This window comes from Terrimonas rubra (assembly GCF_042686025.1).
Taxonomy (GTDB): domain Bacteria; phylum Bacteroidota; class Bacteroidia; order Chitinophagales; family Chitinophagaceae; genus Terrimonas; species Terrimonas rubra.
Genome location: NZ_JBHUOZ010000003.1, coordinates 758,124 through 780,947 on the forward strand (window position 1 = coordinate 758,124; position 22,824 = coordinate 780,947).

Annotated in this window: 17 protein-coding genes; 3 read left to right on the forward strand and 14 right to left on the reverse strand. The window is 44.0% G+C overall.

Features of this window, described 5'->3' with window-relative positions; genetic code table 11:
- Positions 1-38: 38 nt before the first annotated feature.
- The 7 genes from ACFS6H_RS12540 to queA all read right to left on the reverse strand — a co-directional run bounded on the left by ACFS6H_RS12540 (position 39) and on the right by queA (position 9,971).
- Positions 39-1,184: a glycoside hydrolase family 88/105 protein gene (locus ACFS6H_RS12540; protein WP_386099106.1), complete on the reverse strand. Its 1,146-nt coding sequence runs from the start codon at positions 1,182-1,184 to the stop codon at positions 39-41.
- 125 nt (positions 1,185-1,309) lie between these two features.
- The gene (locus ACFS6H_RS12545) at positions 1,310-2,086 is read right to left on the reverse strand and encodes a rhamnogalacturonan acetylesterase (RefSeq protein WP_386099109.1); all 777 of its coding nucleotides are present in this window, start codon (positions 2,084-2,086) and stop codon (positions 1,310-1,312) included.
- The gene (locus ACFS6H_RS12550) at positions 2,086-3,975 is read right to left on the reverse strand and encodes a rhamnogalacturonan lyase (RefSeq protein ID WP_386099112.1); all 1,890 of its coding nucleotides are present in this window, start codon (positions 3,973-3,975) and stop codon (positions 2,086-2,088) included. Before ACFS6H_RS12550 ends, ACFS6H_RS12545 begins: the two co-directional genes overlap by 1 nt.
- 106 nt (positions 3,976-4,081) lie before the next feature.
- Positions 4,082-6,232, reverse strand: coding sequence for a hypothetical protein (locus ACFS6H_RS12555; RefSeq protein WP_386099115.1), 2,151 nt, complete (start codon positions 6,230-6,232; stop codon positions 4,082-4,084).
- A 299-nt stretch (positions 6,233-6,531) separates the two neighbouring features.
- Entirely contained in the window at positions 6,532-7,761 is a 1,230-nt protein-coding gene (locus ACFS6H_RS12560; protein ID WP_386099118.1) for a pectate lyase family protein, read from the reverse strand.
- Positions 7,762-7,945: 184 nt separating this feature from the next.
- Positions 7,946-8,815, reverse strand: a complete 870-nt coding sequence (locus ACFS6H_RS12565) for an SRPBCC domain-containing protein (protein ID WP_386099121.1) — start codon at positions 8,813-8,815, stop codon at positions 7,946-7,948.
- Between the two features lie 106 nt (positions 8,816-8,921).
- The gene (queA, locus tag ACFS6H_RS12570) at positions 8,922-9,971 is read right to left on the reverse strand and encodes a tRNA preQ1(34) S-adenosylmethionine ribosyltransferase-isomerase QueA (protein WP_386099124.1); all 1,050 of its coding nucleotides are present in this window, start codon (positions 9,969-9,971) and stop codon (positions 8,922-8,924) included.
- Positions 9,972-10,547: 576 nt separating this feature from the next.
- Between queA and ACFS6H_RS12575 the strand changes: the two genes are divergently transcribed.
- A complete protein-coding gene (locus ACFS6H_RS12575; RefSeq protein WP_386099127.1) occupies positions 10,548-14,408 on the forward strand; it encodes a TraB/GumN family protein in 3,861 nt (1,286 codons plus the stop codon).
- Between the two features lie 35 nt (positions 14,409-14,443).
- On the opposite strand, the gene ACFS6H_RS12580 is transcribed toward ACFS6H_RS12575, so the two are convergent.
- The 3 genes from ACFS6H_RS12580 to ACFS6H_RS12590 are packed head-to-tail and all read right to left on the reverse strand — an operon-like array spanning position 14,444 to position 17,311.
- Positions 14,444-16,153: an ABC transporter ATP-binding protein gene (locus tag ACFS6H_RS12580; RefSeq protein WP_386099130.1), complete on the reverse strand. Its 1,710-nt coding sequence runs from the start codon at positions 16,151-16,153 to the stop codon at positions 14,444-14,446.
- On the reverse strand, positions 16,150-16,530 hold the full coding sequence (locus tag ACFS6H_RS12585) for a hypothetical protein (RefSeq protein ID WP_386099133.1): 381 nt from the start codon (positions 16,528-16,530) through the stop codon (positions 16,150-16,152). The genes ACFS6H_RS12580 and ACFS6H_RS12585 overlap by 4 nt, the downstream gene beginning before the upstream one ends.
- 10 nt (positions 16,531-16,540) lie before the next feature.
- Positions 16,541-17,311, reverse strand: coding sequence for an AMP nucleosidase (locus tag ACFS6H_RS12590; RefSeq protein ID WP_386099136.1), 771 nt, complete (start codon positions 17,309-17,311; stop codon positions 16,541-16,543).
- Between the two features lie 371 nt (positions 17,312-17,682).
- Here ACFS6H_RS12590 and ACFS6H_RS12595 point away from each other — a divergent pair, with 371 nt between their 5' ends.
- Complete coding sequence (locus ACFS6H_RS12595; protein WP_386099139.1) at positions 17,683-18,150, forward strand: type I restriction enzyme HsdR N-terminal domain-containing protein; 468 nt, start codon at positions 17,683-17,685, stop codon at positions 18,148-18,150.
- An 8-nt stretch (positions 18,151-18,158) separates the two neighbouring features.
- On the opposite strand, the gene bla is transcribed toward ACFS6H_RS12595, so the two are convergent.
- The 4 genes from bla to ACFS6H_RS12615 all read right to left on the reverse strand — a co-directional run bounded on the left by bla (position 18,159) and on the right by ACFS6H_RS12615 (position 21,623).
- Positions 18,159-18,902, reverse strand: a complete 744-nt coding sequence (bla, locus tag ACFS6H_RS12600; RefSeq protein ID WP_386099142.1) for a subclass B1 metallo-beta-lactamase — start codon at positions 18,900-18,902, stop codon at positions 18,159-18,161.
- A gap of 12 nt (positions 18,903-18,914) precedes the next feature.
- Entirely contained in the window at positions 18,915-19,799 is an 885-nt protein-coding gene (locus ACFS6H_RS12605) for a 3-hydroxyacyl-CoA dehydrogenase family protein (RefSeq protein WP_386099145.1), read from the reverse strand.
- 109 nt (positions 19,800-19,908) lie between these two features.
- Positions 19,909-20,859: a hypothetical protein gene (locus tag ACFS6H_RS12610; protein ID WP_386099148.1), complete on the reverse strand. Its 951-nt coding sequence runs from the start codon at positions 20,857-20,859 to the stop codon at positions 19,909-19,911.
- A gap of 125 nt (positions 20,860-20,984) precedes the next feature.
- A complete protein-coding gene (locus ACFS6H_RS12615; protein WP_386099151.1) occupies positions 20,985-21,623 on the reverse strand; it encodes a carboxypeptidase-like regulatory domain-containing protein in 639 nt (212 codons plus the stop codon).
- A 104-nt stretch (positions 21,624-21,727) separates the two neighbouring features.
- Here ACFS6H_RS12615 and ACFS6H_RS12620 point away from each other — a divergent pair, with 104 nt between their 5' ends.
- Complete coding sequence (locus ACFS6H_RS12620; protein WP_386099154.1) at positions 21,728-22,786, forward strand: Mrp/NBP35 family ATP-binding protein; 1,059 nt, start codon at positions 21,728-21,730, stop codon at positions 22,784-22,786.
- Positions 22,787-22,824 lie beyond the last annotated feature (38 nt).

The window sequence follows — 22,824 nt, forward strand, 5'->3', positions numbered from 1 at the left end:
ACCCAATTGCCAAATTAGCTAATTACCAAATTCTCTAATCATCGCTTCATTTTATAGATCTCGCTCCCCGCCAGTAACAGGCAGCCTAAACCATAATCCTCAAAATCGGGTTTACTGGTATATGTTACCGGCTGGCCATCTTTTGGCTCTTTACCGGTGCCCTGCACATAACCTAAAAAACCGTTGGCGTGTACTGCATCGGTTACAATGGCGTTCCATGCTTTGGTGATCAATGGTAAATAAGTATTCCTGTCCAAAATACCTTTATTAATACCATAGGCATATCCATAAATGAACAGGGCGGTACCGGTGATCTCTTTACCACCATAGTGATTAGGATCATGCAGGCTTACATTCCATAAGCCATCAGGTCTTTGTACTTTGGCAGTTGCTTCGCAAAGGTCTTTAAAATCCTGTAAATACTCCTGGTAGTGTGGATCGGTTTTAGGTAAAGCGTCCAAAGTACGTACCAGTGCGGCTACTATCCAGCCATTACCACGGCTCCAGTAACAATCTTCTCCATTGGGCTCTGTATAAGGCGGATCAAAGTCCTTATCGCGCCACCACAGTTTATCGGCGGGGTTGTATAAGCCATTGGTGCCATGTTTATATTTGGTATAGGCATACATCTCGTACATCCGGTTATGATAAGCCGGGTTTTTAAACTCATTGCCTAAGTACACAAAAACAGGCATGGCCATCTGCAGGGCATCAATCCATGACCAGTCATCAATTTTATCGCCGGCTAACATCAGGTCAATGCTGGCTTTAATACTGTCCAACATGTAAGGCGTTTTGCGTTTGTGTAAAACGTAAAGGTCATAATAGGTCTGGCCGGCGCAATGGTTATCGGCATTACGGGTTTTAATGCCACCGTTCATACTCCATTTATGTTTCTGCCCCCATTGCATGGCATAGTCTACATACTCCTTTTTCTTTTTCTTCTGCGTTTCTATACTGTGCAAGGCCATCAGGCCTTCGTAGTATACACCTCTTGTCCAGATACTGGAGGGACGTTCTTTATTGGTGATAATTGTTTTACCGGCATCGGGCCATTTATCCATAAAATACTGGTTGGTCAGCCGCATGGTGGTCAACAATTCTTTTTTAGAGGGCAACTGTTGCGCCTGGATCTGTAAACTGCTTACAAGGACTGCTGCAATAAAAAACAATTTCACGCTCATCATTATTTGGTTTATCGTTATACTATGTAAGGGGATTGCGTTAGGGATTGCAGCGGAAATACTTTTTGTGCGCTGAGCACAAAAAGATTGCAGCGGAAAGCCCGACCCGCAGGGGAACGCCCTTATTATTTTCTTAAATATTTTTTCAGCTTATCTTTTTTAATGTTTTTAATGCCTTCCACTACCTGCGCTGCATTTAAGGCGGAGCCGGCTTTATCAGGATGCGTTTTATCCTGCGGGAAAAATTTATCTACTTCGGTCTTGCCCATTTTTTCATAAGCCGCGCTGATCAGTTCAAACAAAGGAATATAATAAGCGCCTTCTTCTTTGGCTACCTGTTGTGCCCAGTTAATATAATCGTTCGGCACTACCTTATTATCTTTCCAGTTGTTACGTGGTACAGGCGAACAGATAATGGGAATAGCGCCTTTAGCTTTTGTTTCCCGTACATACCTGCGCATGTAAAAGCCATAGCTGTACACAGTTTCGTTTTGTTTACGTATCGGGTTATAAGTAGCTATACTGTCATTGCCAATGCCTTTTAACGTACCACGGGCACGGGCTGTATCGTCTAAAGGACTGGCATCGTTATGGCCGAATTGCATGATCACGTAATCGCCTTTTTTCAGCGTAGCCAGTATCTTATCCCAACGGCCATCGGTGATAAATGTGCGGCTGCTGCGGCCTCCGATAGCATGGTTCTCAATAGCGATCTTACCGGTATCAAAATACGGAGCCATCAAACTGCCCCAGCCCCAGATAATATCCTTATCCGTTTCTTTACCGCTTTTAACGGTAGAGTCGCCAATAATATACAGTACGGGCTTTTTGTTGTTAAATACAAAAGCCATACTGGTAACAGCAACCAGTATCAATACCGGGATAAGTATTTTATGTTTCATTACTTAACAGGATGAATGATTTTAATATTTGGTTGTTTAGGCAGCGGGGCTGCTTCGTCCAGGTAATAATCAACATGGGGCGGCTGGTTATAGGCCACATTCTGCCAGGCAATACTTAAACGGTATTGCGGGTTATGCATCAGGGTGTAAATACGGTGTTTGGTAGGAATGCTGGTAGTGAATATCCTTAATTCCTTATTATCCGCAGTACGGTAGATCACTTCTTCCCGCCAGTCGCCAAACAGGTCGGCTACCAGTGCCGGTGTTGATTTGGTACCATTATTATGTGCACAGTTATATTGACGTGTATTCAGCAGGGGAATAATTCTTTCATTATTGTAATCCCATTTACTGACCTGTGTACTGTTTAGTATTTCACTTAACAGGTCACCATCCCAGTAAATACCCATATTACAGGGTGGAGTACGATTGGCTATTTTATTGCCTTTGGCATCAAACAAACCATATATGCCGGCACCTGCTACCCAGCACTCAGAACCGGGATAACGCGGATCGATATTCAATGCCAGGCCACGACCGGGACCTTCACCATCTTCACCGGCTTTAACGGATGCTTTTTTCCAGATCACTTCACCGGTGCGTGCATCACGAAAGCTGGCGCCCGCATCGTCAAAACGTTCCTGTATATCAAATACCTCCAGCCCGGGGCGTTCGGGATCATGATCAGTAACGTGCAGGGCATCACCATGTCCTAAGCCGGTTGTGTATAAACCTTTACCATTATCGTCAATGGTCATGGCGCCATATACAATTTCATCTTTGCCATCACCATCCACATCAGCAATGGTTAAACTGTGGTTGCCTTGTCCGCCATAGGCTTTATTGCCGGGTGTACCATCCTCACTATCAAAAAACCAGACAGGCTGTAATTGTTTGTTCACAAAATTCCAGGCCGCCAGGGTAGTACGGGTATAATAACCGCGTGACATGATCAGGCTGGGTGTTCTTCCATCCAGGTAAGCCACACCGCCTAAGAATCTATCCATACGGTTGCCACGGCCATCGCCCCAAAGATCTTTTAACTGTTGTACGGTGGGCGTAATGGTATCGGGGTGGCGTGGCGGGTTAAAGTTTACGGTGGATAAGGCTTCGCCGGTTAAGCCGTCGAACATGGTAAGGTATTCAGGCCCGGCAAGAATATAACCCTCACTGTTGCGCCAGTCTTTGGTACTGTCGCCAATCACCCTTCCTTTGCCATCAATACTGCCATCCGCTGTTTTCATGGCCAGTTCAGCCTTGCCATCGCCATCAAAATCATATACCATGAATTGGGTGTAATGAGCGCCTTCACGGATATTTTTACCCAGGTTGATGGTCCATAATAAACTGCCATCCATTTTATAACATTGTATAACAGGAGCGGTAGTAAAGCCGGCATGACTGTTGTCCTTGCCAAGTCCAACCTGGTGCAGGATGATCTCGTAAACACCATCACCATCTACATCACCCACCGATGCATCATTGGGCGTATAACCTTCCGGTGTTTGTAAGGGAATGGATAAGTAAACAGGTGCATTGGCTTTTAGGGTATAGGGCTTACTGCCTGCTGTTTCTTTGTTATGCAAAACAGTTTTTACTGTGTAAAGGTTAACCTCTTTTGTATTCGCCGTGGCATCAGTAAAATTGGTAACCGTACGCAGCGGTGTTTTATTTAAAAGTGTGGTCTTGTTGTTAACCGTACGGTACAGGTTAAACGCTATATCTTCCGGGTCGTTACCCAATAAACGCCAGCTGATAAAAACCTGGCCTTTGTCGTTGGGTATGGCCACCACACCACGGTCAAGGTATTCCATATGCCTTTGCGCACTTGTTGTAAGGGTTAACAAATGCAGCAATATGGATAGTATGGGTATTGAAAAATGTTTCAAGTAAAAATTTTAAATTGAAAAAGTAAAAAGCGCCTTCTATGGTCTATATACTATAATCTATATACTATTGTCTACATACTATAATCTACATTCTAACATCTATACACTAAGGCATTTTCACCAGCCCTTCCCATTTCACTTTCCAGCCATCTTTAGGAATACCGGGGTTGTTTTCTTTTACACCATCAAAGCCAGCCGTCATCATGGCAATGGCGCTGAGTATGCCGCCGTTGCCGGGCATGTAAATAGTTAAACGGCCTTCCTGGTAATTATGTCCGTTGGGTAGATAAGTATTGGTTTGTATGGGCATTAATAAAGCTTCTACGGCACGTTTGCCATCGCCCAAACGGGAGGCGGTCATAGCGGTCATCGGGAAATCCCAGCCCCAGGTTTCATGCCAGCTCCAGTTATTCCATATCCAGTTAAAAGTATTTTGCATGCGGGTAGTATCCACTGTGCCGGTTTGCGGCATCATACCAAATGCGCCTAATACGGACATGTGGTCTGTTTTATATACAGGGTTGGTATAAGAGTCGGTACCGCTTTCAGTAAATAAATACTTGTCACCTTGTATGGGTAAAGGCGCCAGTTTTTCCAGTACTTCATCCCATTTTTTATTGCGCTCTAATTTTAAACGTTCCCGCCATTGCTGTGCGGTTTGTAAAGCCCAGCGCCAGTATACTAATTCGTAGGTAGGGTTAAAGGTTTCCACGGCTTTAAAACGCTCCTGTGCAGGAATAACGCCTTTGCCCAAATTATACTTACCGGTAACAGAATCAAAGTGTGGGTAGGAGGCCATGAAGTCGGCGGTGGCAAATACATAATCCTTGTACTTGTTCAAAGTAGCTTCATCATTTTTAGCCCGGTAGATCAGTTCCGAGAAATAAATAAAATGCGGTTGCTGCCATATTAAAAAGGCGCCAACGGAAGAAGGTCCTTCCTCACCGGCATTGTCCGTCATTTTTTGCCAGCGTACGCCATCATATTTTTGACGCTCAGCAATTTTTTTCGCGTTGTTATATACGGAGGGTTGCAGGTACCAGTTCAAAGATTTTTCCAGTAATTCCGGGCGACCCCATAGTGCAAAGTGCACGCCATGCCACCAATGCATTTCTAAATGCGGGCGTCCGTACCAGCTGTTATAGGTTAAGCCGGTTTCCTGTGGCGGATAATTACCGGAGCATTGTACTTTGGTTAAGTATTGTGATAATACAATACGGCGTTCCAGTTCTTTGGCCCTGCTATCAGTGCTGCCTTCAAAATCAATAGCGCCACCGCTTGACCAGAATTTTTTCCATTCGGCAGCGCTGTTTTGTGCAGTGGCAGCGAAGTCGGGCAAATTGTTTGTATTTGCTGTGGGTGCAAAACGGGCGGATAATTCAAAGCTATTACCGTCTTCGGGGCTCACTACGAAGTAATGTGCTTCCTTATTGGTGATAGCAGCATTGTTATTCCACTGTAGTTGTACAAAATAAGTAGTAGTGTCTAAACTATGTTTAATAGTAGCTGATTTATTATTGCTACCCGTAATAGTCGTACTGTGCTTATCAGGATCATTGAAGTGGTTGCTGAAATCGCCCCAGGCACCGGTAGGATAGGGGAAGCGGATATTGAGCTTCAAACGTTTTTGTGCAATCAGGGCTGAGTTTACCTTTACTGCCACCAGGTCTTCCTGCTGGTGACCATAGGTGATCACTTCAACCTTCTCGCCTTCAATGGTAAACTGTGAATGTATCTGTCCGGTAAATAAATTCAGTTCCTGTTGTATATCTTTTACATCAGTGATCAGGATCTTACTGCCGTCTTTTTTAGTGATCTCAAACCCCAGGTTGCCCAGGAACAAACGGTGTGGGTTCATGCGGAAATAGTCCACCGCCTTCTTACTTCTCTCCGGCTCTTTTACCTGTACGGAATAGGAGACCGGGCGGCCGTTCAGGTCAAAATCTTTTAAGGTCTCTTCAAACCTGTATTTTTCTGTATTGGGAAAACTATGCCAGCCCCATTCGCTCTGGGTGCCCAGGGGTACACCTTTGGCATAAAACTCGGGGAAGGTCTGCAGTCCGGTAATATCTGCTGTAAAAGCAAAAGAACCATTACCTACTGTCAGCGAAGCTAATGTATCGGCAGCATTCAGTTTTACGGTATGCCTTTCTACCAGTACCTGGCGTTTGATCTTTTTTTCACCGCTGCAACTTAATATGATACCGGCAGTTGTTAGTAATAAGCCTAATACCCGAACACTGTTTCGTTTCAACATGATAAGAACAATTTAGTAATGACAATTTAGACGCTGTTATAGTCCGGAAACTATCGGTGACAGCTGGTTAATAAACCTTTTTTGCAGGTGAAAGGACTAATGAAGGTGCCAATAAAGACTGGTAAATGAGGAGCAGATAAACTCCCTGTCCCGGCAACGTAAGTACTATTCAGGCATGGCAAAGCAGGTTTAGCATGGCTGCAAATTTGCAGCGTCACGCAAATAGCAATTTTACCCACGATAATCTGTTTAGCTATCCTGAACTGTCGGGGTTTTTGACGGTTTGGTTTTCGTAAAACTTATTGTTGCAGAGCGTTTTGTTTACTTCTTTCTGCAATTAAACGGTGACAGTATTCTTCCAGGTAGGAATAACCGGTTTTAGGGTTGATAGCCGTACTTTTTTGTTTTAACTTTTGTTTGCTGCGCCAGGCATCGGGTATGCCATCGGCATCACTATCCTTAGGTCCATAAGTTATAGCTATGTCCGGTTGGCCGCCTGCATCGGCCTCGGTTTTAAAAATAGCGCCTTCTTTGCCGATGGTTTTGGCATAATCCAGTAAGCGCTGGTCAACTGCATCATATTGTAAAGAGGCGCCGGCATTGGTTAATATACGTGTGAAAGCTGTTGCCGCATCGGTTACGGTAACAGGTATGGGCGCTTTATGTTGCCTGGCAGCAATAAATGTGGGACCTTCTTTTTTTACAAAATCAGTGTCTGCTACTGCCCGGCCGTTTAATATGCCATCCCTATTCATATCGGTCATGTTGCCGGTATGGTACACATGATCGGTGGCAGAGAACATGCTAAAGAAACCCGGGTTGGAATTGGGACCTGCTACAAAATAGTTATTAATGATATCCTGGTAATGATCGGCGGCTGAATGACCGCCGACAAAACCACCACCTGTGCCCCAGTTGTATACTACATTATTGATGTATTCAATAGCCGCTTTTGCTTTGGGATTGCGGCTGGTATTGTCAATCCATAGACTATTATGGATAGTGAGATTGGTGGGGCGTTCCAGCAAAGCACCAAAGCGTTGCGGATCAATGGCCTCCCCGATGATACAATGTTGCAGGGTAATATTGTTGCTGTTTTGTATATGCAGGTTGTCCCAGCGTCCCCACTGCACAGAGCAGTGATCAAATATAATATCCTGCGCATCATCCGCAGTAAGGGTGCATTTACCACGGGGCATATTAATACTTCCCCTGAACCGGATATACCGGACGATAATATTTTTACTGTTACTGAAAGATGCGCCCACACCGTAAATAACAATGCCTACACCCGGAGAAGTTTCGCCGGCAATGGTAATATTGGAAGCAACCTGTATTCTTTCTGTGTGACGGATCACACCACTGACATTGAATACAACGGTGCGGTTAGGTTTGCTTACTGCATCGCGAAAGCTGCCCCGGCCGCTATCGGCCAGGTTGGTGACTACATACACTTCACCACCGCGGCCACCCGTGGCTAATGCACCAAAGCCCTCGGCCCCCGGAAAAGCAGGTAACTGGGCAAGCATAATACCGGAATATAACATTGATACAAATACAAGACAGGAGTGGACAAAACGCATGGCAAACGGGGTATTAGTATCAGCAAGTTAGTTATCAGGCAGGGCTGGCTGTCCTGTGCTATCTGTAATGATAAATAAAACGGGCTTGTAACCATACAAGCCCGCCGGCATCATGTTATAACACTATGGTCTATTGTTCAGCCATCTCTTTGAGTGCCTGTAATGATTTTGTAAAAGCTTCGTTCATCATGTCGTAATGTGCAGGGCCTACATCCACTTTTACATTCAGCGTTGAGCCACCCTTGCCGTTAGGATACAAGGTATAGGTTTCAATGCAGCCCGACCATTTTTTGGTATCTTCATCAACAGGCTGTTCTTTAAAATCCTTGATATTGCCAATATGTTTAAAGGCAATATAAAAATTGGGTACATAAGTGTCTACATCACTATACATACCATCGCCTTCGGCCGATAAAAAATGTACCCGGCCGCCCTGTTCAATCTTGCCGCTGATACTGCTGCCCGGGTTAAAGGGTTTGGTCCATTGGGAATAACCTGCTTTATCCCACATAAGCGACCATATTTTTTCCGGCGTACTGTTTATATTGACATTGAATTTTAATGTACCCAATCCTTCGGGACGGTCCAGGAAATGCCTTAATCCTAATTCAAAGCCTTTCCAGCCTTCGGTAAAGCTGGCCTTGGAGAAAGCTTCTCCTGCTGCTGCCAGGTTTTCAATACCCGCATGTGTAAGGGTGAGTTTTGTACCGTTGCCTTCCGCCTCCAGGTCCCAGGTAAGTGTGGTTTCGCCGCTTGAAAATTTGGGATAAGCCCATGTATGCGAAAATCTTTTTTCAGGTATTACTTCCAGTATCCTGCATTGGTGTAAATAACTGGTGCCGCCGGGTTCATAAAAGTGAAATTCCTTTCCCGGTTCCAGCTCATAATCCTGTACATCAAAATACCATTCTTTCATTTGCTCTTTATTGGTAAGGGCTTTCCAAACCTTTGACACAGGCGCGTCAAAATGCATGGTTAAAATAACAGGAGCATTATCCATAACAAGTGTTTTAATGATATACAAGCTACAAATTTTGAACCGGACTGGTGCAATAAAAAAACCGCTGCCAAGGCAGCGGTTCTGGTATCGGTAAACTCGTGTTTGATTAGATAACCAATAAGGCGTCACCGTAACTGAAGAAACGGTATTTGTCTTTAATGGCCTTTTTATAAGCTTCCATGGCCAGTTCGTAACCGGCAAAAGCACAGGTCATGATCAGTAAACTTGTTTTTGGCAGGTGGAAGTTAGTCACCAGTGAGTCGGCAATATTAAACTCGTAAGGCGGGTGAATGAACATATTGGTCCAGCCTTCTGAAGGTTTTAATAATTTTTGTGCGGTGAATGACGATTCCATACCACGCATGGTTGTAGTACCGATAGAGCAGATACGGTGACCATACTCTTTGGCTTTGTTTACAATTTTGCAGGCGGTTTCATCAATACGGTAGTACTCGGCATCCATTTTATGTTTGCTCAGGTCTTCCACCTCAATAGGGCGGAAAGTACCCAGGCCGGTATGCAGGGTGATCTCGGCAAAGCGGATACCTTTGATCTCTAAACGCTTGATCAGCTCGCGGCTGAAGTGTAAGCCGGCAGTAGGAGCGGCAACCGCACCTTCGTGTTTGGCGTATACGGTCTGGTAACGCTCTTTATCCTCTTCGTCCGGTTTGCGTTTGATATATTTGGGTAAAGGTGTTTCGCCTAATTTTTCCAGTTGCGCACGGAATTCCTCCTCGCTGCCTTCCCATAAAAAACGGATGGTACGGCCACGGCTGGTGGTATTATCAATTACTTCTGCTACCAGATCTTCCTGGTCACCGAAATACAATTTATTACCTACACGTATCTTACGGGCAGGGTCAACAATTACGTCCCATAAACGGTTGGGGCGGTTTAATTCACGCAATAAAAAAACTTCGATCTTAGCACCTGTTTTTTCTTTGCGGCCGTACATACGGGCAGGGAATACTTTGGTGTTATTTACTACAAATACATCCTTATCGTCAAAATAATCCTGGATATCGCGGAAGTATTTATTTTCAATTTGTCCGGTATGGCGGTGAACCACCATCATACGAGCATCTTCACGTTTTTTAGTAGGAGTCTGTGCAATAAGGTTTAAGGGTAGATCAAAGCGAAATTGTGAAAGCTTCATGCGGTAATTATAATTTTTATTCTAAATAGCTTGCTGAAAAGTTACCGGTAAACTAGTGCAGGAGATGGTCTTTATCACAGGTGATTGTTGTGCGCAGGGCATATAACTACAACCAAGAGGAAGAAAGGCAATCCCCGGTCTTACGGCACCGGGCTTGTCAGTTTTGTTAACCTTTTATAGCTAACGAAAGTGTGCAAAGGTACAAAACTTTATAAAAAGTACGTAATTTTTAATAGCCTACGCAATTTTTCTATAATTTATTACTAATTTATTGATTATTATGCGTTTAGTATTGAGAAGCAGGCCAGGGATCAGAAGTCCGGAAGTCAGGAAGTCGGAAAGACCGGAAGTCCGTAAGTCAGGAAGGAATTATTGTCAATTGCAAATTGCTTACGGCTGTTAAGCATTGTCAACTGTCCATTGTTCATTGTCACTTGTCACTTGTCAACTGTCCATTGTCAACTGAACCCTTCACGGTAAAACCATTCTCATTTTAAGCCAGAATGATTGTTAAATATGTAAAATTGTAATAAAGACATCTTATTTTTACTATTGTCCACCAAACTTATCTTTTGTATGATATTGAAGCGTTTAGCCGTACTTGCAGTTGTCTTGTTTTTTCTTACCGGGTTGTCTGCACAAATAACCACTCAAAAAAAATATCCGAGTTTATTATGGGAAATATCCGGGAACGGACTTAAAAAGCCTTCACACCTGTTTGGTACCATGCACGTAAGCAGTAAAATTGCCTTTAACCTGTCCGACTCATTCTACCTGGGAATAAAACATGCCGATGTGGTGGCGCTGGAAACCAATCCCGAATCCTGGCAGGATGATATGGATAAATACGAACAGGATGATATGGGTTATGATTACCTGCGGAGAATGGGCTATAATGCTTCTTTTGGTGATTACCTGACCAGCAGTACCCTGAAGTTTGATGCATACGAAAAAATGATCCCCTGGGCTTTGGCCTCCAGCCCCTCCATCATTAATAACTTATTATACCGCAGTTACGGCAATGATGCCAGTGATTTTGAGGAGGACACTTACCTGGATATGTATATTTACCAGTGCGGTAAAAAATGGGGTAAAAAAGTGGCAGGAGTGGAGCATTACGGCGAAAGCATGAAACTGATGATGGAAGCTTATGCGGATGCTGCCAAAGAGAAGAATAAAAAACAACGCAGTTATGAGTACGACATCAATATGTCGCCCATGAAACTGCAGGAAGCTTACCGGAGTGGCGATCTTGATCTGCTGGACTCTATCAATAAATTCAACAGCTACTCCGATGCCTTTGATGAAAAGTTTTTATACAAAAGAAACGAGATACAGGCCGATAATATTGACTCCATCATTAAAACAGGCGCCGTATTATTTGTAGGGGTAGGGGCGGCCCATTTGCCTGGCCCGCGTGGGGTGATTGAAATGTTGCGGGAAATGGGTTATACACTTCGTCCCATAAAAATGGGTGTCCGTAACAGTGAACATAAAAATGCAGTGGATAAAATAAGGGTGCCGGTCACTTTTAACAAGCAAAGTTCAGAAGACGGTTTATACTCGGTTGAAATGCCCGGTAAATTGTTTGAATCACCATCTATGAACGGTATGTTTGATCAGCGCCAGTATGCTGATATGGCCAATGGCAGTTACTACATGGTAACCCGTTTGCAAACCAATAGCTGGATGTGGGGACATTCATTACAGGATGTACAGAAGAAGGTGGATAGTATGCTGTATGAGAACATACCCGGCAGGATCATACAAAAGAAAACAATTATCAAAAATGGTTACCAGGTATTGGATATTACCAATAAAACAAGACGTGGTGATACACAACGTTACAATATTGTGATGACCCCTACCGAGCTGATCGTTTTTAAAATAAGCGGTAATGGTGATTACGTGGAGAAAGGGGAGGAAGCCAATAAATTCTTTAACAGTATACAACTGAAGCCAGCCGGTAAAACCTGGGTGAATTATACACCTGCATTCGGAGGGTTTAGTGTAAAAATGCCCCATGCACCCTATGCTAAAAAAACGGACAACTGGTTATTTGATGCCATTGACTCCGCTACAGCTACGGGTTACAGTATCATTCGTACTGATGTATTCAACGGCAATTTTTTAGGTGATGATAAATTTGACCTGTCATTGATGGATGAAAGTTTTGCTACTTCTCCCTTCATTGATACGGCTGTTACGGCGGCTACGTATTTAAAAGTAGGCGATTACCCGGCCATGGAAAGAACGTATAAAGGCAAACAGGGTAATGTATATAAAACCCGTTACATCATCCAGGGGCCGCATTATTATACCTTACTGGCAACCGGTAAAAAAGAAGTTCCACAAATGCAGGACTTCTTCCAGTCCTTTACTATTAAACCCTTTGTTTATAAGGAAGCAACCAACAGGGTGGACACCTCCCTGTACTTTACCGTGAAATCACCTGTTTTCCCCGAGTCTAAAAAAGAAAAGCTTCCGGCACCTAAATACAGCAGATATGGTAAAGAGGAAGAGGAAACTGAAGATGGCCTGCTGGAGAATGGCGTGTACCGCAGCAGCGTAGTGGAGAATGATTCTACCGGCGAAAGGATTTTTGTAAGCTTTTATAAAAACCCACGTTACTATTATACAGCCGATAGCGCTGATATTGACAGTGAGATGGGGCGGATGATGAAAGATACTACCTGGATAGTCAGGAAAAAAGAAACAAAAACATTACCTGATCAAACAAAAGTGACCGACTTTAAACTGGCCGATGCCAAAAGCAGCAGGCAGTTCTGGTATAAAAACTTTTACAAGGAAGGTGTCTCCTTTACCATTTTTACACAGACCGATTCACTTACCAGTCCCAGTACTTTCCTGAGATCTTTTTTTGACAGCTTTACCCCGGCAGATACGCTGAAGGGTTATAATCCTTACATAAAAAAAGGACCGGTTTTCTTTGCTGATTATTTTAGCCAGGATACGGTGGTGAAGAAAAGGGCAGTGAACAATATTGCTTCGGTAAAAATGGATGTTGCCGATTTTCCTAACTTACAAAAAGCGATCAGCTCACTGAAATGGACGGAGAAAAAATACATGGATACCAAATCGGCCTTTATCAGTAAGCTGAGACAGGTGCCTACCAAAGAAGCAACCGATTATTTAAAAACATTATACTATGCTACCAGCGATACGGTGGACCTGCAATACCGGGCCCTGGAGGCTTTGCTGATGCAGGGAACGGCATATTCCTTTAACACCTTCCGTGATATTGTTACCGCCGAACCACCGGTTTTAGAGTTCAGTAATAAATACCGGAATGATTATGATTATCCTGTTGTAACGGTAAGTGTAGCAGATGATGATGATGACGATTATTCCTACCAAAGCAGTTATGCTGATGGCATGTTCCTGGATAATTTGTTTGATACACTGGCGCTGACGGAAAAAATTTATGCCAAACTATTGCCGTTGATCAACCTGGAAGATTATAAGGAAACCATTTTAAGGCTCACAGCCAGGTTAGTGGATAGCAATTTGATCAGGACGAAAGATTATAAATCGCAATACAGTAAAATTTTACTGGAAGCCAGACATGAACTGAAAAAACAATTGATAAGTGAGAAAAGAAAAGCCATTGAAAAAGCGAAAGATGCCGAGGATGATGAAGTTGTGGCTTATGGCGGGTATAGAGATACTGACGGTAAAGGCAACAGCCGCCTGGCATTGTATAATACGCTTTTACTCCCTTATTGGGATAAGGAAGCTGCGGTGAAACAGTATTTTGCCGATGTACAAAAAGTGAGCGATAAAAGACTGAAGTATAATACGCTGAAAGCACTGATGAAGAACAATAAGCCTTATGATGATACCCTGCTGGCGTATTTTGCCAAACAGGATGATTATCGTTATGAACTGTATAAGGACCTGGCCCGCATGAAAAAAGCTGACCTGTTCCCTAAAGAACACGCTTCACTGACAGACCTGGCAAAAAGCCGTTTGCTGGCCAACAGGAGCGGGTATAACCGCCCCGATACCCTGGTGTTTATACAAAAGATGGAAACAGCAACCGACAAGGCCAAAGGATATATCTATTTCTTTAAATACAAAACCAAGAAGGATGACCTGGTATGGAAGATCGCTGCTACGGGCCTGGTGCCAACAGAAGGCAACAATTTACTGATGGATGAAAAGATCATCAAATCGGCCAGTGAAGAAAGATATTCTTTTACCTATGGCGGTGCTAACTCTTATGGAAATAACCCTTACAGTTTTGCCATCTTTACCGATGTTAAGTTAAAAGAGGAAACAGAGGAATCATTGCAAAAGCAACTGGAAAAGGAAGTGAAAAAATATAAATATGCCCTGCAAAAAAGCGGTTCACGTTTCTTTATGAACGATGATTATGCAGGAATGGAATACGGACAGTTCAATCTTAAATACTGATCAACAGAAAGCCCTTGTTTACAGCAGGGGCTTTTTTATACAATGCCTTTGGGAATGGCCGCTATCAGTTGTTGGGTATAGGCTTGCTGGGGATGGTGATAGACCTGGCTGGCTTCGCCGCACTCTTCAATCTTTCCCTTGTTCATCACCATGATACGATCGCTGATATAGTGAACAACCGATAAGTCGTGGGAAATAAAAATTACCGTAAATCCATATTCTTTTTTAAGATCGGATAAAAGGTTCAATACCTGGGCCTGCACACTTACGTCCAGGGCCGATACCGACTCATCACACACGATAAAAGAAGGATTTAAGCCCAGGGCTCTTGCAATAACAATACGTTGCCGCTGACCACCGGAAAATTCGTGCGGGTAACGGTTATAATGATCGGCGTGCAGGTTCACCTTCTCTAACAGGTTTACCACTAATTCCTTTCTTTGTTTCTCCGTTTTTGCCAGGCCATGTACTTTTATCGGTTCGGCTATCGCCTCACCAATACTGATACGTGGGTTTAGCGAAGAGTAGGGGTCCTGGAAGATGATCTGTATATCCTTACGCATGCTGCGCAGATCCCGGGTCGAAATACTGTGCAGTGATCTGTCTTTATAGGTAATGCTTCCCGCAGTGGGTTCTATCAGGCGTAACAGTGTCCTGCCTAATGTTGTTTTACCACAGCCGCTTTCGCCTACCAGCCCCAATGTTTCGCCTTCGTATACGTCAAAGCTCACATTGTCCACGGCTTTGTTAAAGGCCGTGGGTTTGCCAAAGAATGCTTTTTGGGCGGGGAACCATACCGATAGGTTGCTAACCCTGATCAGGGGTAAATGGGCATTTACCGGGGCGGGAGCAGTGACAGGCTCCTCAGTTGTCTCTATTGGTGTAATAGCTTTACCCTGGTGCCAGAAATCGGCCACTACCGGTAAACGTTTACCACGCGGATGATTGACCGGGCGGCAGGCCAGTAATGCTTTGGTATAAGGGTGGGAGGGGCTCGTAAATAATTGTTTTACCGGGGCCGCTTCTACTATTTCCCCTTTGTACATCACTATGGCCTTGTCTGCTATTTCGGCTACCACACCCAGGTCATGGGTAATGAAAATTACACCCATATTCAACTGTTGCTGCAGCTCCTTAATCAGGGTAAGGATCGTTTTCTGTACCGTTACATCTAAAGCCGTAGTGGGTTCATCGCAAATCAGTAAGGCCGGCTCGCAACACATGGCCATGGCGATCATTATCCTTTGTTTTTGACCACCGCTTAACTGGTGCGGGTACCGGTCAAAGATGGCCGCAGGGTTGGGCAGTTTTACTTTCTCAAACCAGGCAATGGTTTTGGCCTTTGCTTCCGCTGCCGATAATTGTTTGTGGGTAAGCAGGGCTTCCATTACCTGTTGCCCGCAGGTATGTACCGGGTTCAGTGAGGTCATGGGCTCCTGGAAGATCATGGCAATTTTATTGCCCCTGATCTGCTGCAGTGCCTTCCGGCTTTGGGTCAGTATGTTCACGGAGGTATTGCCGTCCTGCGAGAATAAGATCTGCCCCGATGTATAAACAGCAGGCGGTGAGGGTAACAGTTGCAATACCGATAAGGAGGTGATGGATTTACCGGATCCCGATTCTCCTACCAGGGCAACGATCTCCCCGCTGTTCACCGTAAGTGAAATGTTTTTTAAAGCAGGTGTTAACCCGCTTTCGTTTTTAAAAGCAATGGACAGGTCCTCTATGGCCAGTAATGGCATCATGGATTAGGCAGTACTTTTATCGATAACTTTTTTTGTGGCGTAGGATAGTATGCCATACATACGGCGCAATCCTGTTGTTTACCGGTATCTATGACAAAATAAAACTCATCGCCCTTTTTAAGGCTGGCAGGAAAGTTACAGGGATTGGCAAGCCCGAATACATTGGTATAGGCAGTGCCGGTTGTTTCATCGGTCCAGTTGGCCTCTATTAAACTTTTATCCAGGTTGCCCTCTAATAATTTAATGGTGTAGTTAGAGCAAATGCCCTGTACTTCCAGCCTGGCTTTTAAGGTTTGCGAGCCACTTTTTTTACTGCCGGAACAGCTGCTTAAAATGCTCACCAGCAATACTGTTGTTAATAAGGATAGTAGTTTCATACATTAAGTTTTAAAAACGTAAATGTCTTACTGTAAGACCATCATTGATCAGTTGTTTCAGAGAGTCGATACCGATCTTAATATGGTTCTCTACAAAGTTACCGGTTACTTTTTTATCACTCTCTTCCGTTTTTACACCTTCCGGTATCATGGGCGAATCGCTCACTAACAATAATGCACCGGTTGGTATTTTGTTATAAAAGCCAACAGTAAAGATGGTAGCTGTTTCCATATCAATGGCATAGGCCCTGATATCCTGCAGGTACTCTTTAAATGTTTCATCGTGTTCCCATACACGGCGGTTGGTGGTGTAAACAGTGCCGGTCCAGTAATCCACACCATAATCACGAATGGTGGTTGATACGGCTTTTTGTAAAGCAAAGGCGGGCATGGCCGGTACTTCTGCGGGGAAATAGTCGTTAGACGTACCCTCACCCCTTATAGCTGCAATGGGTAAAATAAGGTCGCCGATCTTATTCCGTTTTTTCAGCCCGCCACATTTACCTAAAAATAAAACGGCTGCCGGCTCTATGGCACTTAAAAGGTCCATAACGGTAGCGGCACCCGGGCTGCCCATACCAAAATTAATAATGGTAATATTATCTGCTGTGGCACATTGCATCGGGCGGTCCAGGCCAATTACTTCCACGCCATGCCATTCGGCAAACAGCTTTACATAATTACTAAAATTGGTAAGCAGGATGTACTTACCAAAGTTCTCTAATTTTTCACCGGTGTACCTGGGTAACCAGTTGTTTACTATTTCTTCTTTTGTCTTCATAATCTTATTATTTTATGTCAGTAGTTTGGGGCAAGTGACAATGGAATATTTGATTAATAATTAGTAGTTAATAATTAATAATTATTTGATCCGGTTAGGTGTTGATCAATCGCTCCAAACTTTGTTTATTGCCTATTGCTTATTGTATTTATCTTCCTGACTTTCGGTCTTTCCGTCTTCCCGGCTTTCAGCCTTCAGCTTTCAGCGTTCAGCTTTCAGCTTTCAGCGTTCAGCTTTCAGCTTTCAGCGTTCAGCTTTCAGCTTTCAGCGTTCAGCGTTCAGCTTTCAGCTTTCAGCTTTCAGCTTTCAGCTTTCAGCTTTCAGCTTAAATTTTGGTTAATCGGCGAATATAATGTTTTATTTTTGAACTCATGATAAAGGTAAAATTTCCGGAGCCTGATTTTCGCATTAAAACCGAAAATAACAAAGACTTTTTATTTGATCCCATCCGTAAACAATGGATACTGCTGACCCCCGAAGAATGGGTACGCCAAAACTTTGTTCAGTACCTGGTAAAGGAAATGTTGTACCCCGTTCAACTGATCGCTATTGAAAAGGAATTAAAGCTGGGTACACTGAAAAAACGCTTTGATATACTGGTGTACGATAAAGATACAAAACCCTGGATGTTAGTGGAATGTAAAGCGCCTGAAGTGCTGGCCGGCGAAAGCGCCTTTCACCAGGCTTTACGTTACCAGATCGTACTGCCGGCGCCCTTTATCATAGTTACCAATGGTAGTTTAACCCAGGGCTGGCATAATCATGAAGGGGTGTTATCGCAACTAGTGCAACTGCCTTCCTGGGAAATGCATAATGATCTCAGCCGGCGAAAAGGGTAGCAGAGGGATCATTTTTTTATATCGAATAATTGAATGGTGTAATCCAGCAAAGCGGCATCGCCAATAACACCATGCCCGGGAATAACCTTTTTAACACCCGGGAAAGCAGCTTTTACCTGCCTTACGGTAGCGGACCATGCTGTTGTATCCGCATCACCCAGATAACCTTTGGAAGCATCAATTTCTTTGACCAGGCAGCCGCCGAATAAAACAGCTTCATCAGGAAAATAACCCACTATATTGTCATAAGTATGGCCACGGCCAAAGTAGCGTGCCAGCACTTTTTTATTGCCTACATTCAGCCATAAAGAATCATTGATGGCGTTTTGGGGTATAGTTACACTATCCCTTGCCGCCAGGGTAATGGTAGCCGCATTGGCATAAGAGGGTATTTTATGCTGGTGAAAAGCATTCAAACCGCCTAAACAGTCATTATGGAAATGAGTGGCTACAACGGCTATAATGGTATAACCCAGGCTATCCGTGAGCCAGCTGATCAGTTGATTGGAGACACTGTCGTCGGTGGGCGTATCAAAAATTACAGCCTCCTTATTATCCGTTACAATCATACCATTACATGCCACATTACCAAAATCCTGCGTTTGCAGGTAACTGGTATGGGTAAAGGTATTGGGCGTAACAGGTGTTACAAGCAGGGTACCGGTCTCTAATGCCAGCGATCTTGAAGTTTCGCTTTTATTGTTACAGGCTGCCACTACTGCCAGCAGTAAAAGAGGGAAGAGCCGTTTCATGGGTATTAATGATTATTTTATAAATGCAGGACTTACTGTTAACTCTTTACTCCCTGGTGTATGCACATAAAACCCTTCACCGGATTTTACACCTAATTTTTTGGCGGTTACCATATTGGTGAGCAAAGGACAGGGCGCATATTTAGGGTTGCCAAAACCATCATGTAAAACTTTTAAAATAGCATGACATACGTCCAGGCCAATAAAATCGGCTAGCTGCAAAGGTCCCATAGGGTGGGCCATGCCCAGCTTCATCACGGTATCAATTTCTTCCAGACCGGCCACACCTTCGTATAAGCTATAAATCGCTTCATTGATCATGGGCATTAAAATCCGGTTGGCAATAAAGCCGGGATAATCGTTTACCACGCAGGGCACTTTGTTTAATTGTTTGCTTAAGGCAACAATCGTTTCAGTTACTTTTTTATCAGTTGCATAACCGTTAATGATCTCTACCAGTTTCATTACCGGTACGGGATTCATGAAATGCATGCCGATCACCGATTCGGGTCTGCCGGTTACCGAGGCAATTTTTGTTATGGATATAGAGGATGTATTGGTAGCCAGTATACAGCCGGCGGGAGCAACGGCATCTATCTGTTTAAATATATTTAATTTCAGTTCGGTATTCTCTGTCGCTGCTTCCACTACCAGTCCTGAATTGCCAATGCCTTCAAAGCCTGTATGGGTGGTAATATTAGCAAGGGTATTGTTTTTTATTTCTTCAGTAATAGCGGCTTTACTTACCTGGCGGTCCAGGTTTTTACCAATAGTGGCAATAGCTTTTTCCAATTGTGCGGCCGATACATCAATTAAATTAACGGTAAAACCATGCTGGGCAAAAACGTGGGCAATGCCGTTACCCATAGTACCGGCTCCTATTACTGAAACGATCATAAATTTTATTTTTTCTTAGCAATCTGTTATGCTGCAAATGTAAGCGATACGGGCAGATATGCTTCTGTAAATATTGGTTTCTGTTTACAGAAAAAATAAAAGCCGGTGATTATTGTACCACGAAGGTTAAAGGTTGTTTACGATACGCTTTTACATTACGGCCATATTGTTGTGCAGGCACCCACTTGGGCGATTTTTTAAGAATACGTATAAACTCTGCCCCCATGCCAAAACCGGGATCGTGCAGTATTTTTATATCGCTGATACTTCCATCTGCACCTACCACAAACAGGGCCATGGCCCGGTGGTAGCCCACAGGGGCGCCTTTCCTTACCGGTACATTGGCATCCAGGTTCTTTCTTAAAAAAGCGGCCCATCCCTCCTGGCCTCCTTTAAATTCGGCTTCCTTCTCTATGCATAACTCATCGGCAATGGGTTCCCCGGTTTCGGTAAAACACTTGCAGGTTTCCAGCTTTCCGTTCTTATACATTTCTTTGGCCATTACGGTGCCGTTTTTATGGTAATAATTCCAGGGACCGTTTTTAAGGGTGTCCTGTATCCAGCGGCCGGCACTGTACACTTTACCTTCGCCGCCACTATACATATGCATTTGCACACCATTGCCCTGGCCGTCAAAACTGGTACTGTCATTTATATAACCGTCCTTATCCCATCCAAGGCTGATGCCTTTACGGCGCCCGTTCTCATAGGTAACAGAGTCTTTCATCATGCCATTATCATGAAACTCCAGAGTAGTACCATTCATTACCCCGTTCCTGTATTCCTTAATACTGCTAACGGCTTTATTATCATGGTACCAGATCTGTAAGCTGTCAGCAATAGTACATTTTTCATCCAGGTACCAGCCCTGCATAGCAACGGTAGTCTGGTGCAGGAGATACAATACCCGGTGCCATTTGCCATCCTTTTTCTCGGTAATGGCCAGGTACCTGGAATCGTTTCCGTCAGTAGGTTCAAAATTGCCATTCAATATTTGTTGTTGTTGCCCCAGGCTGGCAATCGATAAGGTTAGCAGGGCAGTAATAAAAAGCAGGCGCATGGTAGTGTTTTAAGGGTCTAAGATAAATACTCACGGGGTAAAAGGACTGATTCGTATATAAAATTATGATGAAGTATAAAAAATCCCGCAGGTTAGTGCGGGATCTTGTATAAGGAATTTACATATTATTGTTTTTTATAATCCCCTCTTTTCCAGGATTGTATAAAATCTGCCCAGGCAGCCGGGTTAAATATGTTCATGGGCGGCGTTTGTCCCTGGTAACGGGCCTGGTTGGCCACTTTATTAAACTGTATCCGGGTAGCTTCGCCACCGTCGCCGGGCATGGTCTTTAACAACACTTTCCGCGTAGCAATATCGGTATTCTTCCGGGCTATTTCTATATCATCATCCGGTACTTTGGTGTTCACAAAATCACGGGCAAACTGCTCCGGGGTGGGCCGGGGCCTGATAATGGTGGCCGGCAGGTACACCGTATCGTTTACCATCAACTGTACCATACTATACTGGTTGCCCTCAATATTCCGGGGAATGGTCACCAGTTTGCTTTTATAACTTACGTGCGAAAACTCTATCTGGTCGCCTTTTAAAACGGCAATGGAAAAAACACCTTCACTATTGGTCAGGGTACCCCGGTTCTGGCCTTTTACCATTACACTTACCGCCGGTATGCCTACCAGGCTGTCGGAGGTCATTACTATACCGTATAGCTGAACAACAGAGTCTCTGATCGTTTCAAATTGCGCTTTGGCAGCAACGGGGATTAAAAAAGCAGTAACTAAAAAGTATTGTAAATATTTCTTCACACAGTAAAATTAAGTACAAGTTGTGGATTTCGGACAACAAATTAGCCGTTTGTATGTTTAACTTTGCATCATTCTATTTTTTTAACATAAGCTTTAATAAAGTCGTGGCAGAAATTACTTCGCAAATTATACTGGATGCACTCAAAAATGTGCAGGACCCCGAAACCGGAAAAGATATTGTAGCAGAGGATATGGTGCAGGATATTGTAGTAGAGAAATATTATGTTTCATTTACCTTATCAGTAGCCGGCCAGTCGGCCGAGATCCGCGACCAGTTAAAAATGTTATGTATCGGCACGTTAAAAAAGCTGGTACATAAAGATGTGATTGTGCGGGTGAACTTTGCAGCCAAACAGGCCGAACAGCCCGAAACGGCCCAGGCCCGTAAAATACTGCCCCAGGTTAAAAAAATCATTGCCGTATTCAGTGGTAAAGGCGGTGTGGGCAAAAGTACCGTAGCCGCCAACCTGGCCATTGCCTTATCGGAGAACGGGGCCAAAGTAGGCCTCATGGATGCCGATATTTACGGACCCAGTGTGCCCATTATGTTTGGGGTGCGTGGCGAACGTCCTATGATGAAAGATGTGAACGGTAAAGGCATGATCGTACCGCTGGAAAAATATGGTATCAGCCTTATGAGTATCGGTTTACTGGTCGATGAAAAAAACGCGGTAGTATGGCGTGGCCCCATGGCCAGCAGCGCTATTAAACAATTTATCAGCGATGTGGAATGGGGCGAACTGGATTACCTGGTCATTGATATGCCTCCCGGCACCGGCGACATTCATTTAACACTCATGCAAACTGTGCCTGTAAATGGCGCTGTGATCGTGTCCACCCCGCAGGATGTGGCCCTGGCCGATGCCAAAAAAGGTATTGCCATGTTCGGGCAGGCACAACTGAATGTAAAAGTATTGGGACTGGTAGAGAATATGAGTTATTTTACGCCACCCGAACTGCCCGATAACAAATACTATATTTTTGGTAAAGAGGGGGGTAAAAACCTGGCAGAAGAATATGAAATACCTTTCCTGGGCCAGATCCCTATTGTACAAAATATCCGTGAAGGCGGCGATGCCGGTAAACCGGTCATGCTGAGCAACGATGAAATAGTGAAAACCGCTTTCAGGGAATTTGCCGATAAGGTAAAGCAAAGTGTATAGAACATAGCTGAAAAAAACGATACAGGAGTCTTGTAATA

Bases quoted from the DNA above. Each gene is read 5' to 3' on its own strand.
- ACFS6H_RS12560 (WP_386099118.1), bottom strand. From the start codon at position 7,761: ATGCTTGCCCAGTTACCTGCTTTTCCGGGGGCCGAGGGCTTTGGTGCA.
- ACFS6H_RS12595 (WP_386099139.1), top strand. From the start codon at position 17,683: ATGATAAAGGTAAAATTTCCGGAGCCTGATTTTCGCATTAAAACCGAA.
- bla (WP_386099142.1), bottom strand. From the start codon at position 18,902: ATGAAACGGCTCTTCCCTCTTTTACTGCTGGCAGTAGTGGCAGCCTGT.
- ACFS6H_RS12555 (WP_386099115.1), bottom strand. From the start codon at position 6,232: ATGTTGAAACGAAACAGTGTTCGGGTATTAGGCTTATTACTAACAACT.
- ACFS6H_RS12605 (WP_386099145.1), bottom strand. From the start codon at position 19,799: ATGATCGTTTCAGTAATAGGAGCCGGTACTATGGGTAACGGCATTGCC.
- ACFS6H_RS12610 (WP_386099148.1), bottom strand. From the start codon at position 20,859: ATGCGCCTGCTTTTTATTACTGCCCTGCTAACCTTATCGATTGCCAGC.
- ACFS6H_RS12565 (WP_386099121.1), bottom strand. From the start codon at position 8,815: ATGGATAATGCTCCTGTTATTTTAACCATGCATTTTGACGCGCCTGTG.
- ACFS6H_RS12585 (WP_386099133.1), bottom strand. From the start codon at position 16,530: ATGAAACTACTATCCTTATTAACAACAGTATTGCTGGTGAGCATTTTA.
- ACFS6H_RS12545 (WP_386099109.1), bottom strand. From the start codon at position 2,086: ATGAAACATAAAATACTTATCCCGGTATTGATACTGGTTGCTGTTACC.
- ACFS6H_RS12540 (WP_386099106.1), bottom strand. From the start codon at position 1,184: ATGAGCGTGAAATTGTTTTTTATTGCAGCAGTCCTTGTAAGCAGTTTA.
- queA (WP_386099124.1), bottom strand. From the start codon at position 9,971: ATGAAGCTTTCACAATTTCGCTTTGATCTACCCTTAAACCTTATTGCA.
- ACFS6H_RS12580 (WP_386099130.1), bottom strand. From the start codon at position 16,153: ATGATGCCATTACTGGCCATAGAGGACCTGTCCATTGCTTTTAAAAAC.
- ACFS6H_RS12575 (WP_386099127.1), top strand. From the start codon at position 10,548: ATGATATTGAAGCGTTTAGCCGTACTTGCAGTTGTCTTGTTTTTTCTT.
- ACFS6H_RS12590 (WP_386099136.1), bottom strand. From the start codon at position 17,311: ATGAAGACAAAAGAAGAAATAGTAAACAACTGGTTACCCAGGTACACC.